This is a genomic window from Paenibacillus sp. FSL H8-0283, assembly GCF_045040675.1.
Lineage (GTDB): Bacteria > Bacillota > Bacilli > Paenibacillales > Paenibacillaceae > Paenibacillus > Paenibacillus amylolyticus.
Genome location: NZ_CP150295.1, coordinates 2,785,977 through 2,801,265 on the forward strand (window position 1 = coordinate 2,785,977; position 15,289 = coordinate 2,801,265).

Consider the following 15,289-nt stretch of genomic DNA (forward strand, 5'->3'; position numbering starts at 1 on the left):
GAAGTGTCATGAAAAGGACGTTGCTGGGCCTGTGCCTCCTTGTTATAGCGATAGTTGTGTCTGCTTGTGGAAACAGGGCTGAGAGCCATTCAGCTCCATCTTCGATATCCACTCAACCTGTCAAGGCATCGAGTGTCTCCGAGGAAAACCTGAGTAACCTGTACTTGGCAGGAGGCTGTTTCTGGGGTGTGGAGGCATATATGGCTCGTATTCCGGGGGTTCAGGATGTGACTTCCGGTTATGCCAACGGTGAAGGAAAGAATCCAACCTATGAGGATGTTATTCGCGGGGACCAGGGGTTTGCGGAGACTGTTCATGTAAAATATGATCCGCAGCAAGTATCTTTACAGAAATTGCTTGAATCTTATTTTCGAGTTATTGATCCTACCAGCTTGAATAAGCAGGGCAATGATCGTGGAGTTCAGTATCGGACTGGCATATATTATACGTTGCCTGAAGATGCCAAAATTATCGAGCAGGCTGTAGAGGCAGAGCAAGAAAAATATGACCAACCCATTGTAACGGAAGTAATGCCTCTGCAGAATTATTATTTGGCGGAGGAGTACCATCAGGATTATTTGGAAAAAAATCCGAACGGATATTGTCACATTGATATGACTGTTTTGGATGACCTGGAGATTGGAATTGATCCCGCTCAATATCCACGTCCAACAGATGAACAATTAAAGGAACGTTTAACAGACGAACAGTATGCGGTCACGGTAAACAATGATACGGAGCATGCGTTCAGTAACGAATACTGGGATAATGAGGAGCCCGGTCTGTATGTGGATATTGCAACGGGAGAGCCGTTATTCACCAGTCGAGATAAGTATGATTCCGGTTGCGGGTGGCCGAGTTTTACAAAACCGATTGTACCTGAGGTTGTTACCTATACAACGGATACGAGCTTTGGTATGGACCGCACGGAGGTACGAAGCCGGGCAGGTGACATCCACCTCGGGCATGTGTTCGATGATGGTCCCGAAGATCGTGGTGGCAAACGTTACTGCATTAACAGTGCATCGATCCGCTTTATTCCGCTAGACAAGATGGAGGAAGAACGATACGGATATTTATTGTCTATTGTCGAGTAGAGAAGGGCAGCTGACTTTATCAAAACATAATAAGGCCATAATCTTAGAACGGTTGAGATCTCTCTATGAGGGATTTCGACCGTTTTTTATTTTGCAGCATCTAACAAAAACGAAGGTAGGCTTCAAAGATGGTTGCATCATTGTTATAATTGATAATCATTATCAATTATAGGTGGATTTTTAGTCACAATGCTAAGGTATTGTGTGTGTTTGATCGTTTAGGAGAGGGAGTTTATATGGGAATTCAGAATGACATCAAGCTGTGGGATCAGGTCCAGGTTCGCGTGCTTGATGTGCGTCTTATATCACTCGCAACACACGAGTTCATACGCAATTATGTGTTACCGACGAGTGCATTTGTGTATGTTCAAGGCAGGGGGCAGGTCTGGCTTGATGAAGAGGTATGGACTACAAACCAGTTCTTGTTGCTGCATGGGGGAAAAGGAAGACGTCTAACACTTGAAGCGACAGGGGTAATGGAGGTACATCTGATTTTGTACAAATCAACCTTGCCCTCCAACGTGCTTGTGGAGTACCGAATGATGTTGAACCAGCGTAATCCGTTTGAAGAGTCCTGGGCGACAGTGCCGGATCATACACTTGAGCTGCGTGAGCTTGTGCGGAATATACATGAATGCTGGTCAGGGCAGGTGCGAGTGAGCAAAATTCAGGTCAAAGTGTATTTTTTTCAACTGGTACAGCTTGTCTTGTTACAGCGGAGTCGCATGTCTAACGAATTTCAACAGCCTTCGCTTACCGATCAGGTTTTGCGATATATCAAAGCTCATTACCGGGAATCCATCTCACTTGATTTGCTTGCCCAGTCCTTGAGTTACAGTCCGCAATATTTATCACGCAAATTCAAGGAACAGACGGGATGTACACCGACAGAATATGTAATTCGGTTACGAATGGGTGAGGCAAGGAGTCTGCTTGCGTCCACAGAAGCTTCATTACAGGAGATTGCTGCGTATGTGGGTTATATGGACCCGTTTTATTTCAATCGTATATTCAAAAAAGAGATCGGTATCACACCGGGGCAATATCGGTTGAAGCAGCAGGAAAACTCGAAATCAGTTTCAAAAAGTACATTAAATGCAACAAATGAATCCATTGTAACAGGAGGGGATGAACGTTATCCTTTAATTGATGATGATAATCATTATCAATATAAGGGAGATGAGGAAATCAACATGTTTAACCATTTTAAATCAGCGATTATGTCGCTTGCGCTTGTACTCACATTGAGTGCTTGTGGAACAACTCAGCAGGGGGCAGAAACATCCGAAGTTGCGGCTGAACCCGAACAACCGGCAGTCGTGGAGACCCAAATGGTAAATACGACCTTTGGTGAGGTAGAGATTCCTGCACATCCGGAGCGAGTTGCTGCCATAGATTATCTGGGAACGGTACTTGCTCTTGGTGTCAAACCGATTGGTGGAGGCCAATTTCTAATGAACAGTCCTTATCTGGAAGGTCACATGGATGGTCTTGAAACGATAGGGGATTCCGTTGAACAATTGATGGAGCTGGAACCTGATCTCATTATTACATTGAATCCGGACAAGGCGGCTTATGAGAAATATAGCAAGATTGCTCCGACCGTTTCGATCGCATCCATCACTTTTCCGACACTGAAGGACGAAGTGAACTATTTCGGTAAAGTCCTTGGCAAAGAAGCGGAAGCAGAGAAGTGGCTGGCTGATTTTGATGAGGAGATTGCCAAAATCAAGCAGGAGGTGCAGAGTGTTGTTCCAGCTGATGCTACATTCTCCGTTATGCAGGAATATGATCGCCAAGTCTTCATTTTTGGCAATCAGTCGGGCCGGGGAGGGCGTAACATCTACGAATTGCTTGGTTTGCAAGCACCAAAGAACATTCCATCCGAGTTGATGCAGGGCGCCTATCATGAATTCTCCATAGAACTGCTCTCCAAATACGCTGGAGATTACATTGTGCTGACCAGCAAGTCTCAGTTGAAAGACCTTCAGGCAGATCCGATCTGGGGTTCATTGCCTGCTATCAAAAATGGAAAAGTGTACATATGGACGGAAGAACAATCCTGGTTCCGTGACCCTATTGCCTTGTTGAAACAGACACAGGATCTGGCTGAATGGATTATTGGACTTAATACACCGTCTAAATAAGGAACTTCAAAAAACCGTGCCGCCCAGTTTGCTGAGCAGCACGGTTTTCATTTCTTATGTAGGACTGAACAGTAGAGGGGATTAGGGCCTGTACGGAGATGAAATAATAGTGTGGTGTGATTACCGTATAAGAGTTTATTCGCTCTTTTGTTCGTTCTGAATTTCTTGCAGATCCTCCAGTTGCAGTGTGAGGTCATTCTCGGGGTTTGCGCTCACAATGACTTCTGACTGTGATTGTTGCTGACCAGGCTGATTCGACTTGGCGGCAGGTTTAATCACGTAGAGACTTTGAACGGAGTTGAGCAGGCTGGCAGGGGTGTCTTCATACGTTTCCAGGAAGAGTACATAGTCTTTGGTAGGAATCAGCTTGAGGTTGTCATCATTAATAATCTCGGTGTTACCAAGTTGTCCCCCAAGTTGCTTCACTTCAAGTTTTTCCCCGGCAGTGTAACCGCCTTTATAGGATTCAGCGACCTGAATCGTGTGGATCGTATAGATTTTGTCAAAAGAAGCTGGCTCTCCGCCCGGATCGGACGCAGGGTTTAACTCGTTTTCATTGGCAGCATCAGTAACTTGTACGATATCGTTTAAAGCTTCCACACGAGTCTCAACAACACTGCCTTTCACAATGGTATTTGCTCTCTCGGACAGGTCGCCAATGCTGCCATAACTCGGGTGATCTTCAGAAGCAATAATGGTCATGGGTGCATCGGATGGGGACGCGGTAGGTGTAACAGAAGAACATCCAACAGCAGATAAAATGAAAATGGAAGAGAGAAGCAGCGTTAATACTCGATTTTTGTTCATGGACAGGAATCCTCCTTGGATTTTTGGGATAAGTTCGTAGCGGATTAGTACTTGGATTTTACGTTATTGATATCAAAAGTTTGGGGTTGGGTCATGGAATTGCGGTTACGGGAGTAAGACATAATGGAAGGACTACTTGTTGTCGGGTTGTCACCGAGCCAGATGGAGTGTCCGAGTTCGTGGACAAATACGCTTTGAATGAAGTTGGATAAGTTGGTCGCGTCAGGGGTGATTGTGGATGCATTGAGTTCGATGCGGAAGCTTACGACTTGACTGCCGGATACGGAGGCGTAGTTGACACCATATGCTGTATTATTGAAGTTTCCTGCGGTGATGATGTTTGGGGAGTTACTTGTTTTGGTGAATTTAACTTTGGCACCTGCATTGTTCCAGTTGGTAAGGGAAGTGTCCATGGGAGTCTGCCATGCGGCGGCGTAATTATACGTACGAATGGGGATGGTGGTGCTGGGATAACCGTAGGTCAGAAAGGTTGCCGCATAGATGGTACTGCCAAACATCGCAATCGCTGAGAACAACATGATGCTCATCAAAAACTTCCTTTTCATACTTAAAACCTCCAATAAATGTATTTTATTCTCTATATATAGTAACAAGTAATATTGGAGTTGAAATGAGTCCGAGGTCGTTGTTTTTGTCGTGAAAAACATGAAATATATCTTGATCCGACCCTAATGGTGTCAAAATAAGTCATTTCCTGTTCAATGTTCATGAATAATTTCCCTAAAATTACAAACAATACGTTCAACTTCTCATAGGGAAAGGTAGTGCTTGAACATGTGCAACCGTTTTTCATTGGCAGCCGATTTGGACGATGTCAGAGATCATTTCAAGATTCAGCGAGTGATGTATTATTACAAAAACCGATACAATATCAGCCCAACCCAGCATACGCCGATTATTTTGCATCAGGATGGTGAGCGTGTACTCGATGAGTTCCGGTGGGGGTTCATTCCATTCTGGGGGCGTGATGCCGTTAACGCAAATCTTATGACAGTACATGAGAATCCTTCCTATTACAAACTGGTAGAGACCAAACGCTGCGTCATTCCTTGCAACGGATTATATTACTGGCGGCAAGAGGGCAAAAAAAGTTATGCGGTTCGTGTTGTCATGCCAGATCGCGGTCTGTTCGGCATTGCCGGGTTATACGAGGTGTGGAGAGATACACGGAAAGAGCCGCTTCGTACCTGCACGATGCTTATGACAGGCGCAAACATGGTTACACGAGAATTTGGCAGTAAAATGCCGGCCATCCTCTCCGAAGAAGAAATCAACACCTGGCTTGATCCGGCTAATACACGGGTGACTCAGTTGTTACCGCTATTGAAATCGTATAACAGTACAGAGATGAATCTGTATCCAGTCACCCCAATGGTCGCCAACGATGAACACGATTGTTACGAATGCGTGGAAGAGATGGATCAGAAGCTGGCTTACGTTCGGAGTTTCTGAATATCCTTTGCATGATGTGAAGAAGATGAAGAGGGCTGAGAGTCTGGAGACACTCTGCCCTTTTTTTCCTTTCAGAAAATGAAAAGTTGCAATTGCAATGAAACGTAACTATAATCATTACAGTAAGTGAACGCATATATTCATATATCTATTAAAAGAGATATTTATAATCAGGAGGGAACCACGAATGAATCCAAAGTTTAACCAGATGTTTGAACAAGTTTCACTACCGACTGGCATTACACTGAAAAACCGTATCGTGCTCGCTCCCATGACTCATATGTCCTCGAATGCAGATGGTACAATATCCGACGCTGAACTTGCTTATTATGCACGTCGCACCGGTGGTGCGGGCATGTCAATTACGGCTGTAGGGCATGTAACAGAGACAGGCATTGGTTTCCCGGCTCAATTTGGCGTATATGACGACCGCTTCATTCCTGGTCTGAAAAAACTGGCTGATACCATGAAACAACAGGGCTCCGTAGCCGTATTGCAAATTTTCCATGCGGGCCGTCTGACGCCTGAACAAGCTGTACCTGCGGGTCAAGTGGTTGCTCCTAGTGCGGTTGCAAGTGAGCGTCCAGGATCTCCTGAACCAAGAGAATTGACGGATGCCGAGATTACTTCGATTATCAAAGACTTTGGTGAAGCGACACGTCGTGCAATCAAAGCCGGCTTTGATGGTGTTGAGATTCACGGTGCTAATGGTTACTTGATCCAACAATTCTTCTCCCCGCATTCCAACCGACGTGAAGACCGTTGGGGTGGTAGTGTCGAGAAACGTCTGACATTCCCACTTGCTGTAGTGGATGAGATTCAGAAAGTGGTTGCCGAACATACCAAACTGCCGTTCATCATTGGTTACCGTTTCTCCCCGGAAGAACCGGAAACACCGGGACTCACAATGGAAGATACGTATGCACTGGTGGATTCGCTGAAAGATAAAAATCTGGATTACCTTCATGTCTCTGTGAACGAATTCTGGTCCAAGCCAAGACGTGGCGGAGCAGACACGCGTTCGAGAATGGAATTCATCCTGGATCGTGTGAATGGCAAATTGCCTGTAATCGGCGTAGGTTCAATTCATACTGCTGATCAGGCCGCTGAGGCGCTCCAAACGGGAGTACCTCTGCTAGCCATTGGACGTGAACTGATTATCGAACCGGATTGGGTCGAGAAAATCGAGAGCGGACGTGAAGAAGATATCGAGACGATTCTGACCAAATCCGATCAGGAACGTCTGGTTATCCCTGACGGATTGTGGAATGCAATCATCCACACACCGGGCTGGTTCCCTATGGCAGAAGATAAATAAGATACACTTCAGAACTGGAATGGAGGGGGCGAAAGCTCCCTCTTTTTGCACATGGTCCAAATTCTCCTTGTCATCGCTCTGTGGTATGATGGATAAACAGGATCAACTGGATAATCAACGGTTTGGAGTGAAGGAATATGCTCGTAGCTGAACGGTATGAGAAAATAGTGGAATGGGTGGATACGCAAGGTAGCATGCGTGTGACCGAACTTAGTGAGCGCTGCGGGGTGACGGAAGAGACGATTCGTCGTGATCTGGACAAGCTCGAACAGGCGGGCAGGCTCAGACGGTCCCATGGCGGGGCGGTCAGCGTAAAATACAAGGATGAGTTACAGTCGGAGATTCCATATCCGGAACGGGCTGTAGCCCATGCAGAAGAGAAGCGCAGAATTGCAAGCGAAGCGGTGAAAATGGTGGAATCCGGCGACCGGATCGCCCTGGATGCAAGTACAACGGCGTGGTATATGGCGGCAGGATTGCCGAACATTCCACTGACGGTATTAACCAACTCGATTAAGGTCGCCGCTGAACTGAGTAACAAGGAACAGATTCGAGTTATTGCCACAGGTGGGCAACTGGCTTCGAAGTCACTGTCTTTTGTAGGACCGCTCGCGGAACGTTCGCTTGACGCCTATCATGTGGATAAAGTATTTCTGTCTTGCAAAGGAGTGCATCTGACCAAAGGCATCAGTGAATCCAATGAATTACAAGCCTTGGTGAAGCAGAAAATGATCCATATTGCGGATGAGGTCATTCTACTTGCAGATTCCAGCAAATTTAACATACAGGCGTTTACCAGAGTTGCTGAGATGAGCAGTGTGGGCAAAGTGATTACAGATCAGGGTGTAGATGAAGAGCACGTTAGCGCATTGATTGAGCAGAATATTACGTGTATACGTGTGTAAACAAGAAAGGAATGAATGTCATGAAACATCCTTTTTATCTGAAAGCGGTATGGAATGGTGGGCGTAACAGTGAGGGAACAATCGATGCAGGTGGATTAAAAACGGTCATATCGATTCCGCAGGAGATGGGCGGACCCGGTACGGGAACTAACCCGGACGAGATGCTGCTGGGTGCAGCCTCCACCTGTTACCTGATCACGCTGGCAGCGATGCTGGAGCGTTCGGATATTACGCCAGATGAATTAACGCTTGAATCGGAAGCAATGGTAGATGTTACGAATAACGTATTTACGTACGAACGGATCGTACATAGACCTCGGATTGTGCTCAGCGCAGATGCTTCAGAGGCGGATCTGACCAAGGCTGAGCGCTTGGCGCATAAGGCTGAATCCTCCTGTATGATCTCCCGAGCGGTGGCAGGTAATGTCCAGATGGAGACACAACCGGTCATTGTTACTACAGGTGCTAACGCGGTGTGATATACTGAAGAGTAGACGATTCAAGTTGTCATTTGTGTAAAATAAGGAGTAATTCGGTATGAACACACAGAAGCGCAAGACTAACCGCTGGGTACGTTTAACACGTGTTATGAAGCTGAATTTTCTCAAATTGTTACGTGCTCCCGGAGGTGCCCATAAAGTATCTACCGGATTTGCCATAGGGTTCGGACTGGAACTGATCGTGATCTCGACGGCTTCCCTGATCTATCTCGTATTTTATCCGATTGTGCGACTGTCTGGGGGTTCGGTGCCAGCAGCCATTGTTGGTAATGTGATCGGGAAACTTACGTTTTTACCTATTATCCTGATGCCGCTCGCGAAACAAATTGGCTCATGGATATTGCCTGCACACAGCATGGGACAGGGACCGGTACATGAGAGTGCATTCATGGAGCTGTTTCGCGGGAACTGGTCGGCCGTGAGTGAATTGTTGCTTGGTGGACTGGATATTCTGGCAGGCATGTCCGTGTTTGGTGTCATTCTGGGTGTGATTTCGTACTTTGTCGTAAAATTCTTCTACGTCAGAGCGCTCAACCGGCGTTATGAACGCCGGCTGGAGAAACGCCGACAAGCGGATATCGCTTCGGTATCACCTCCGGTATTAATCAGGAAGCCATCACAATCATAACGGGTAGCATCAACATAGATGCAGCGGTGGTCCACAGAATGCAGCGGGATACAAACTGCGGAGAAGCATTGAACTGTTCAGCCAAAATAACGGCGTTCACTGCGGTCGGCATCGATGCGAGGATCAGCAGCACACTGAACAGCGTACCTTCGACCTGAAGGGCGGTCAGTATCAGCCAGGACAGGATTGGCGCAGCTGCGAGACGGACTACAAGTCCAGTCCAGAAAGCTCGGCGTACATTGGGCAACCAAGGCACCGTTGCACCTTTTGGTCTGAGCATCTGTGCTCCCAGAATAGCGAGAACGACAGGAGAGTAGCCCGCAGCCAGCATGGAGATCCCTCCATCGAGCGCTTCAGGCAGGCTCAGATTGGACGCATGCAGCGCAATGGCGATGCCAGCAGCATAGATGGATGGCATACGGAAAACGGAAAGGATCGCATCTTTCACCGTGAATTCGGATCTCGCGGCAAAAAAGATACCTACCGTATTAACAATGATCATCTGTCCAATGACGTAGACCGAAGCCTTGTCCAGTCCAAGCTGACCAAAGGCAAGCAGTACAAGCGGGAGCCCGTAATTCACGCAGTTCGTAAACGTGGAGACGAGGGTGAGACCCGCTTTTTCGCTTGCACCCAGACGGAAAATCCGGCTTAACAGCTCGGCGAGGGCCCACAGAGCAATCAGATTAATAATAGAGAACGAGAACGTGCTGGTGACATCCGTCCAGGTAATCTCTGCATGCAGCAATGTATTGAAGATGAGCGCAGGGCTCAAAATATAAAGGGAAAAGGTCGAGAGCGACCGGGTATCCCAATTCTTGAAGCGTTTTAACAGAATACCTCCGATTACGGGAAGTGATATCGGCAAGAACACATGGTATAAGGTGAGTAAAAATGAGTGAAGCAATGCAATTCAGTCCCTTCTGGATGAAAAACCTATCTTATCATAGCAGAAGATGCACCTCATATGAATGGATTTCAGTATGATGATGTGTAGTAATCGCCTTGCTTAACTAAGGATTTCCCTGATGTGCAGCGACAGCGGATTGCTATTTTGATATGGCAGATTTATTATAGAAGAGGTGCAACAAGATTACATACACATAGAGGAGGAAACTGTAATGAGTGAATCAAAACGCTTGCTCGTACTTGCCGGCTCTTACGCCGAAGCGGAAAATGAGGGCATTTATGCATATGAATTGAATGAGGATACAGGCAGCTTGTCCAAGCTTGACGGCATCGCGGGCGTGAAAAACCCAACGTTTGTCAACGTGGATGCTGAGGGTAATAAACTGTATGCGATTGGTGAAACAGCGTCAGCTGAAGGCAATAAAATGTCTGAAGCTGTAGCTCTGAGCATTGATCCTTCTACAGGAAAATTAACGTTGCTGAACCGGAATGACTCCATTTCAGCTCCACCATGTCATATCCAGCGTGATCCTTCCGGAAAATACTTGATCCTCTCCAGCTACCACGGTGGTCTGGTAGGTCTGCAAGCCTTGACGGATAACGGTGAAGTTGGAGTGCTTCTGGACGAGAAGAAACATGATGGACAAGGTGCGCATCCTGAACGTCAGGACAAGCCACATGTTCACTCCGCATTCTTCAGCCCAGATGGTAAATACATGATGGTACAGGATCTGGGCGCAGATAACATCGCGATCTATTCTATTGATGCAGACAAAAATGAACTTGTGCTGCACAGTGAAACCAAAACACATCCGGGAGCAGGCCCACGTCACTTGGCGTTCCACCCGAATGGTCAGTTCGCATATGTCATCAATGAAGTGGATTCTTCCATTACTTCGTTCAAATATGATGCAGCAGCGGGCACGTTGACTGAATTGTCTACTGTATCCACACTGCCTGATGGATATGATGGCAAAGAGAATACAACAGCCGAAATCACGGTTTCCAATGATGGACGTTATGTATATGGTTCTAACCGTGGACATGACAGCATCGTTGTATTTGCAGTAGATGCAGACAAAGGTCACCTGACACTGGTTGAGCATGTATCTGCAGAAGGTGAGCACCCGCGTCACTTTGCGCTGACACCTAACGGCAAATTGCTGATCGCAGCTAACCGCGATACCAACAACCTCGTGACATTCGCGGTAGATCAGGAAAGCGGACGTCTGAAATACACTGGTCACAGCACAGGTGTATCCAAGCCGGTATGCGTGAAACCTGTATATCTGTAATTCAGTCATTTCAACCTAAGTTGAAATTAGCGAAGAGTGAGACCTAGTCGTATGGCTAGGTCTTTTGATATTTAGGATAAATAAAATTATGAATTTGATCCCATTATTATTTTGATACCTAACTTACATACTTAATTAGTAACTATAAAATTAGAGGGACACTATCCCTCCTAACATTTCCAATTCCGCTACTTACTAAAATACGGATGTGAGTCTTTATTTACTCCAGGTGGTATAGTTTTTGTTTTTGAGAATTAAACATTCACTTAACTTTAAAATGTGAAGAAAAAGTATAAGGGAAAAATTATGTTGTTTGAGATTACATTAAACCTTATGATTAATAGGACTTTTAATTCATTAAGTGACATATAGAGTAGGTTCAAAGACTCATTTAAGGAGGCGCATAATTTAATTTAATTGAATGGAAGTAATTATTATACATATAGAATAGGTTTAGAAAGGGGTAGCAAGCGTTGATGGAAGTGTTAGGTTGAGGTTAATAAAAGTTAATATGCAATATTTTTAAAGGCGAATTATTGTGATATGGGGAGGCTAAATTAAGTTGAGAAAGTTATTAAGTTTGGTTTTAACTATAAGCTTGGTTTGTAGCAGTATAGTAATTTGGGGTGAAAATAGTGTAGAAGCGTTCGCCCAATCAGATTTGGCTTCGAAGAATAAACCTTTAAACACTTTGTTTAAATCAACACAGCCCTTTACAGGAACTGTAACAAGCGTTCAATTACCTAAAGAAATATTGGCTTTGAACAATGTTCTTACAGCACAAATGCCATTAGAGAAACCAGCAAATATCTTGGTCGATGCAGGAGAAGATAGCATTAGTTTATCGTGGGATGAAGTTCCTAGAGCGGACAAATATTACGTAACGATAGATGAAGTCACTGTTTATGAAGGTACAAATACTACATACACTCAATACAATCTGACACCAGCGACTGTCTATAATATTTCTGTAATAGCGGAGTCAGAAAATATTAAAGGGAGACATGGAACAATTATCGCTTCGACTAAAGCTGTCTCAATTTACAATTCATCCTATAAAGCATCTGGCGATCTGGGAGCTACTAGTGGTTTTGATTATTTAAAATGGAGTCTTTTAAACAGTACTAAGATTATGATGTTCTATAAGGTAAAGATTCCCCTTGACATCTCGGGTACTGTGTATGTGAATGATAACTTTAGCAATTATTTGAGTAGTGCGTCTGATTCATATGTTTTTCTCGAAAACCTTAGGCCTGGAGAAGCAAACCATATTAGAGTGGAATGGGAGAATTGGAAAGATGCAACTATGAATGGATCGTTAGAATTTATTGTAACTCCTCCTGCTAGTAAGTCTTTGACTCTCGGTAATATAAAAGCTAGTTATGGAGATGTAATAGATTTATTTTCTGAAAAGTGGTATGTCGTTGATAACAATATGGTTATATCAACGAATTCTACTTCTAGTTACATTGATGTACCTAGTGAACAAGCAAAGTGGAAAGTAGATTTAAAATCAACAGATAGTAATAGTTTAGGGAATACCCTAAGGATATTAAAAAAATCATCGGAAGATCAATTGACAACAGGAATTGCATTTATGCCTCATACTTGGAAAGTCAATACATTTAACGAAGGTAAGTTTGCTTATCAGTACAGTTCAGTGATGGGTGTTATTGGTAAAGAGGATTTAGAAGATTTTCGAGGTATGTTATTGTACTCAGATTTACCTACAGACTATGGAGCGACTGTAAACAGTCTGGCATTCATCAATCCAAACACACTAGAAGATATCAGTAAACCGTCTGGTAATCAAGGTTCGGCATATACAGGGGATACAAGGAAAGAAAATGCTCCACCTAGTCGTCAAATTAGCCCTACCTCTGCTGAAAAGATTCAAAATTTCAAATTTAAAGGATATTTGCAACCCAATGCCATTGTAAGGGGCAACGGAACAAAGGCCAATCCATATTATGTAGTATCATTGCCAATGGTTTTGGATGAGCTTCAAAAACCCAACGATCCTATCGTAAGAGATCGTAAGGCAGGACAAGTAAGGATAAGTTGGGATCTTACCAGGGCAGCACAAATTTACAAGATCTTTAGAGATGGTATAGAGATTGCGCAGGTCTCAGCAAAAGGGATCACTGAATATACGGATAAGGATACTGTAGCCGGGAGGACTTATAGTTATTATCTCATCGCCTCCGATGGTAGTAAGGATAGTAATCTTTCAGGGGTTGTCAGCGTGAGTGTTTCGGATGGGTCCCCTGTTGAGAACCCTGGGCCAGAGGTTGTGGAAAAGCCCTTGAATTTCAAGGTGAACTCCGTAGAAATAGATGCTATAACCCTTTCCTGGGACGCAGTGCTTGGTGCAGAGCGATATACGCTGAGGAGAGGAAATCTCATTATTTATGAAGGAGAAAAACTTTCGTTTAAGGACAATGAGCTTTTTTCCAATACTACCTTTAACTATTCTATTGAAGCTAGTAAAGGTTATGTGAATAGTGATCGGGCTCTAATTTCTGGAAAAACACGGGCTGATTTAACTTACCCGCCTAACTTGAAAGTAGAGGATCTGAAATACAACAATGTTAATTTAACTTGGGATTCGGTAAAAGACGCACATTACTATGTGCTGACCAGGAACAATGAACCAATTACAGAAACAACATCTACATGGTTCAGTGATCTAAGCGTAACCCCTGGTGAGACATATATGTATAAGTTAGTTGCCATCAATGGTGATGAGCGAAGCACAGCAACAGAGACAACAATTACCGTGCCAATTGAGCCCCGTGTCGGCGAGGCACCACAGGGTAACATTACCCTTAAAACCACTCGTGTATACCATGACAAAGTGGACTTACAATGGAACATTGTGCAAGGAGCTACATCTTATGAGGTCTACCAAGATAGTACGAGAAAAATTTGGACAGGCACTATAAATAAGATGACAGATTATCAAGTGGGTCCACGAGAAGATCACACTTATAAAGTAGTAGCTGTCAATGACTATGGTCGTATTGAATCTAACATAGCGCAGGTATTTACATCCGATCTGCCTACGTTGATAATCATCACGCCAAGTCAACCTTTACAAGGAGCAGTTACGTTTGAGTATCAAGCAGTAGAGGGGGCTGTTCATTATGTTGAGCGTAATCCTCAAACAAAGTACCAGCCACTTGGTAACGGTACATACCGAAAAACATATTACAATTCGGCTACAGGAGAAACTCGTGACGAAGGCATTGTGACAACTGTAAACGGAAAGTTACAATTTACTGAAATCGGTATTAGTCCAAATATGAATTATCGTTATGATGTAATTGCAGTTGTGGTGAGAGCAGATGGTACGGAACAGGTAATTGCTAAAGATTCGTTGGAAGTAACAACACCATTAGATGGAAGTGGTGCCACTATTCCTGATCCGTATATAGCTCCTTGGAGTGGAGGTGTGATAGCACCTTATACTGGAAGCAACAATGGAACGAATAGTTCACCAAGTGTAAGTGTTCCAGGGACTACAACAGTGGTCGACCCTAACGTTGTAGAACCTCAAGAGGAATTAATGTCGAAATTTTCAGATATTCAAAAAAGTTATGCTAAAGAAGCCATTATAAAACTTTCGAATAACAGGGTAGTCAATGGCTATGCTGATGGCACTTTCAAGGGAAATAAAAAAGTAACAAGAGCGGAGTTCGCGATTTTTTTGAATCGTGCTCTGGGTTACAACTTGTCAAGTCCTCTGGATGGAACTTTGAAGGATTTAGATCCAAAAGCTTGGTATGCTGCAGAACTTTATTCTGCATTCCAGCATGGAATCATAAAAGGATTTGATGGTGGATTTCTTCATCCAACAGCGTATGTGACCCGAGAACAGGCGGCAAGTATGCTTTCAAATGTGTTGTTGAACAAAGGTGCTGTAGTATCCTCCTATACTCCATACCAAGATAATAATGAGGTTTCTCTTTGGGCATGGACTGGTGTGGATTTGGTATCTCAAGAATCGATTATGAAAGGATATCCTAATCAAAAGTTTATGCCGAAGAGAGATCTAACTCGGGAAGAAGCAGCGATGATTATTTATAATTTAACCCAATGGAATAAATAGTCTTATAGCAGAGACAAAAAACAATTTAATTTAGGTCACTTTGCGTATAATAAACTAAGGATGTTCTCGAATGAAACCGTTAATCCGTAAAAAGGATAA

12 protein-coding genes are annotated in these 15,289 nt (G+C 44.2%); 9 read left to right on the forward strand and 3 right to left on the reverse strand.

Annotation, left to right across the window (positions count from 1 at the left end; translation table 11 throughout):
• Positions 1–8 precede the first annotated feature (8 nt).
• Both msrB and MHI52_RS12805 read left to right on the forward strand, forming a co-directional pair.
• Positions 9–1,097, forward strand: a complete 1,089-nt coding sequence (gene msrB / locus MHI52_RS12800) for a peptide-methionine (R)-S-oxide reductase MsrB (protein WP_405159134.1) — start codon at positions 9–11, stop codon at positions 1,095–1,097.
• Between the two features lie 236 nt (positions 1,098–1,333).
• On the forward strand, positions 1,334–3,244 hold the full coding sequence (locus MHI52_RS12805) for an AraC family transcriptional regulator (protein ID WP_282321724.1): 1,911 nt from the start codon (positions 1,334–1,336) through the stop codon (positions 3,242–3,244).
• 135 nt (positions 3,245–3,379) lie between these two features.
• Here MHI52_RS12805 and MHI52_RS12810 read toward each other — a convergent pair whose 3' ends face one another.
• Positions 3,380–4,051, reverse strand: coding sequence for a hypothetical protein (locus tag MHI52_RS12810; protein WP_127546188.1), 672 nt, complete (start codon positions 4,049–4,051; stop codon positions 3,380–3,382).
• A 44-nt stretch (positions 4,052–4,095) separates the two neighbouring features.
• Positions 4,096–4,617, reverse strand: a complete 522-nt coding sequence (locus MHI52_RS12815; protein WP_282321723.1) for a hypothetical protein — start codon at positions 4,615–4,617, stop codon at positions 4,096–4,098.
• A 229-nt stretch (positions 4,618–4,846) separates the two neighbouring features.
• On the opposite strand from MHI52_RS12815, the gene MHI52_RS12820 reads away from it, so the two are divergent.
• The 5 genes from MHI52_RS12820 to MHI52_RS12840 all read left to right on the forward strand — a co-directional run bounded on the left by MHI52_RS12820 (position 4,847) and on the right by MHI52_RS12840 (position 8,875).
• Positions 4,847–5,524, forward strand: coding sequence for an SOS response-associated peptidase (locus MHI52_RS12820; RefSeq protein WP_036608866.1), 678 nt, complete (start codon positions 4,847–4,849; stop codon positions 5,522–5,524).
• Positions 5,525–5,711: 187 nt separating this feature from the next.
• Positions 5,712–6,842 (forward strand): NADH-dependent flavin oxidoreductase, encoded by a 1,131-nt coding sequence (locus MHI52_RS12825; RefSeq protein WP_405159135.1) that lies wholly within the window; start codon positions 5,712–5,714, stop codon positions 6,840–6,842.
• A gap of 137 nt (positions 6,843–6,979) precedes the next feature.
• Positions 6,980–7,747 carry a DeoR/GlpR family DNA-binding transcription regulator gene (locus tag MHI52_RS12830; protein ID WP_036608860.1) on the forward strand — a complete coding sequence of 256 codons (768 nt, stop codon included), beginning with the start codon at positions 6,980–6,982 and terminating at the stop codon, positions 7,745–7,747.
• Positions 7,748–7,767: 20 nt separating this feature from the next.
• Positions 7,768–8,226 carry an OsmC family protein gene (locus MHI52_RS12835; protein ID WP_405159136.1) on the forward strand — a complete coding sequence of 153 codons (459 nt, stop codon included), beginning with the start codon at positions 7,768–7,770 and terminating at the stop codon, positions 8,224–8,226.
• A gap of 58 nt (positions 8,227–8,284) precedes the next feature.
• Positions 8,285–8,875 (forward strand): DUF2062 domain-containing protein, encoded by a 591-nt coding sequence (locus MHI52_RS12840; protein ID WP_074094725.1) that lies wholly within the window; start codon positions 8,285–8,287, stop codon positions 8,873–8,875.
• Here MHI52_RS12840 and MHI52_RS12845 read toward each other — a convergent pair.
• The gene (locus MHI52_RS12845; RefSeq protein WP_405159137.1) at positions 8,853–9,782 is read right to left on the reverse strand and encodes an AEC family transporter; all 930 of its coding nucleotides are present in this window, start codon (positions 9,780–9,782) and stop codon (positions 8,853–8,855) included. The genes MHI52_RS12840 and MHI52_RS12845 overlap by 23 nt on opposite strands.
• 214 nt (positions 9,783–9,996) lie before the next feature.
• Here MHI52_RS12845 and MHI52_RS12850 point away from each other — a divergent pair, with 214 nt between their 5' ends.
• Both MHI52_RS12850 and MHI52_RS12855 read left to right on the forward strand, forming a co-directional pair.
• A complete protein-coding gene (locus MHI52_RS12850; protein WP_405159138.1) occupies positions 9,997–11,079 on the forward strand; it encodes a lactonase family protein in 1,083 nt (360 codons plus the stop codon).
• Between the two features lie 562 nt (positions 11,080–11,641).
• Positions 11,642–15,190 (forward strand): S-layer homology domain-containing protein, encoded by a 3,549-nt coding sequence (locus tag MHI52_RS12855; protein WP_405159139.1) that lies wholly within the window; start codon positions 11,642–11,644, stop codon positions 15,188–15,190.
• The last annotated feature ends 99 nt before the right edge of the window (positions 15,191–15,289 follow it).

What these genes read in the sequence shown, in the direction of transcription:
- msrB (WP_405159134.1), top strand. Translation starts at nt 9, where the DNA reads ATGAAAAGGACGTTGCTGGGCCTGTGCCTCCTTGTTATAGCGATAGTT.
- MHI52_RS12805 (WP_282321724.1), top strand. Translation starts at nt 1,334, where the DNA reads ATGGGAATTCAGAATGACATCAAGCTGTGGGATCAGGTCCAGGTTCGC.
- MHI52_RS12810 (WP_127546188.1), bottom strand. Translation starts at nt 4,051, where the DNA reads ATGAACAAAAATCGAGTATTAACGCTGCTTCTCTCTTCCATTTTCATT.
- MHI52_RS12815 (WP_282321723.1), bottom strand. Translation starts at nt 4,617, where the DNA reads ATGAAAAGGAAGTTTTTGATGAGCATCATGTTGTTCTCAGCGATTGCG.
- MHI52_RS12820 (WP_036608866.1), top strand. Translation starts at nt 4,847, where the DNA reads ATGTGCAACCGTTTTTCATTGGCAGCCGATTTGGACGATGTCAGAGAT.
- MHI52_RS12825 (WP_405159135.1), top strand. Translation starts at nt 5,712, where the DNA reads ATGAATCCAAAGTTTAACCAGATGTTTGAACAAGTTTCACTACCGACT.
- MHI52_RS12830 (WP_036608860.1), top strand. Translation starts at nt 6,980, where the DNA reads ATGCTCGTAGCTGAACGGTATGAGAAAATAGTGGAATGGGTGGATACG.
- MHI52_RS12835 (WP_405159136.1), top strand. Translation starts at nt 7,768, where the DNA reads ATGAAACATCCTTTTTATCTGAAAGCGGTATGGAATGGTGGGCGTAAC.
- MHI52_RS12840 (WP_074094725.1), top strand. Translation starts at nt 8,285, where the DNA reads ATGAACACACAGAAGCGCAAGACTAACCGCTGGGTACGTTTAACACGT.
- MHI52_RS12850 (WP_405159138.1), top strand. Translation starts at nt 9,997, where the DNA reads ATGAGTGAATCAAAACGCTTGCTCGTACTTGCCGGCTCTTACGCCGAA.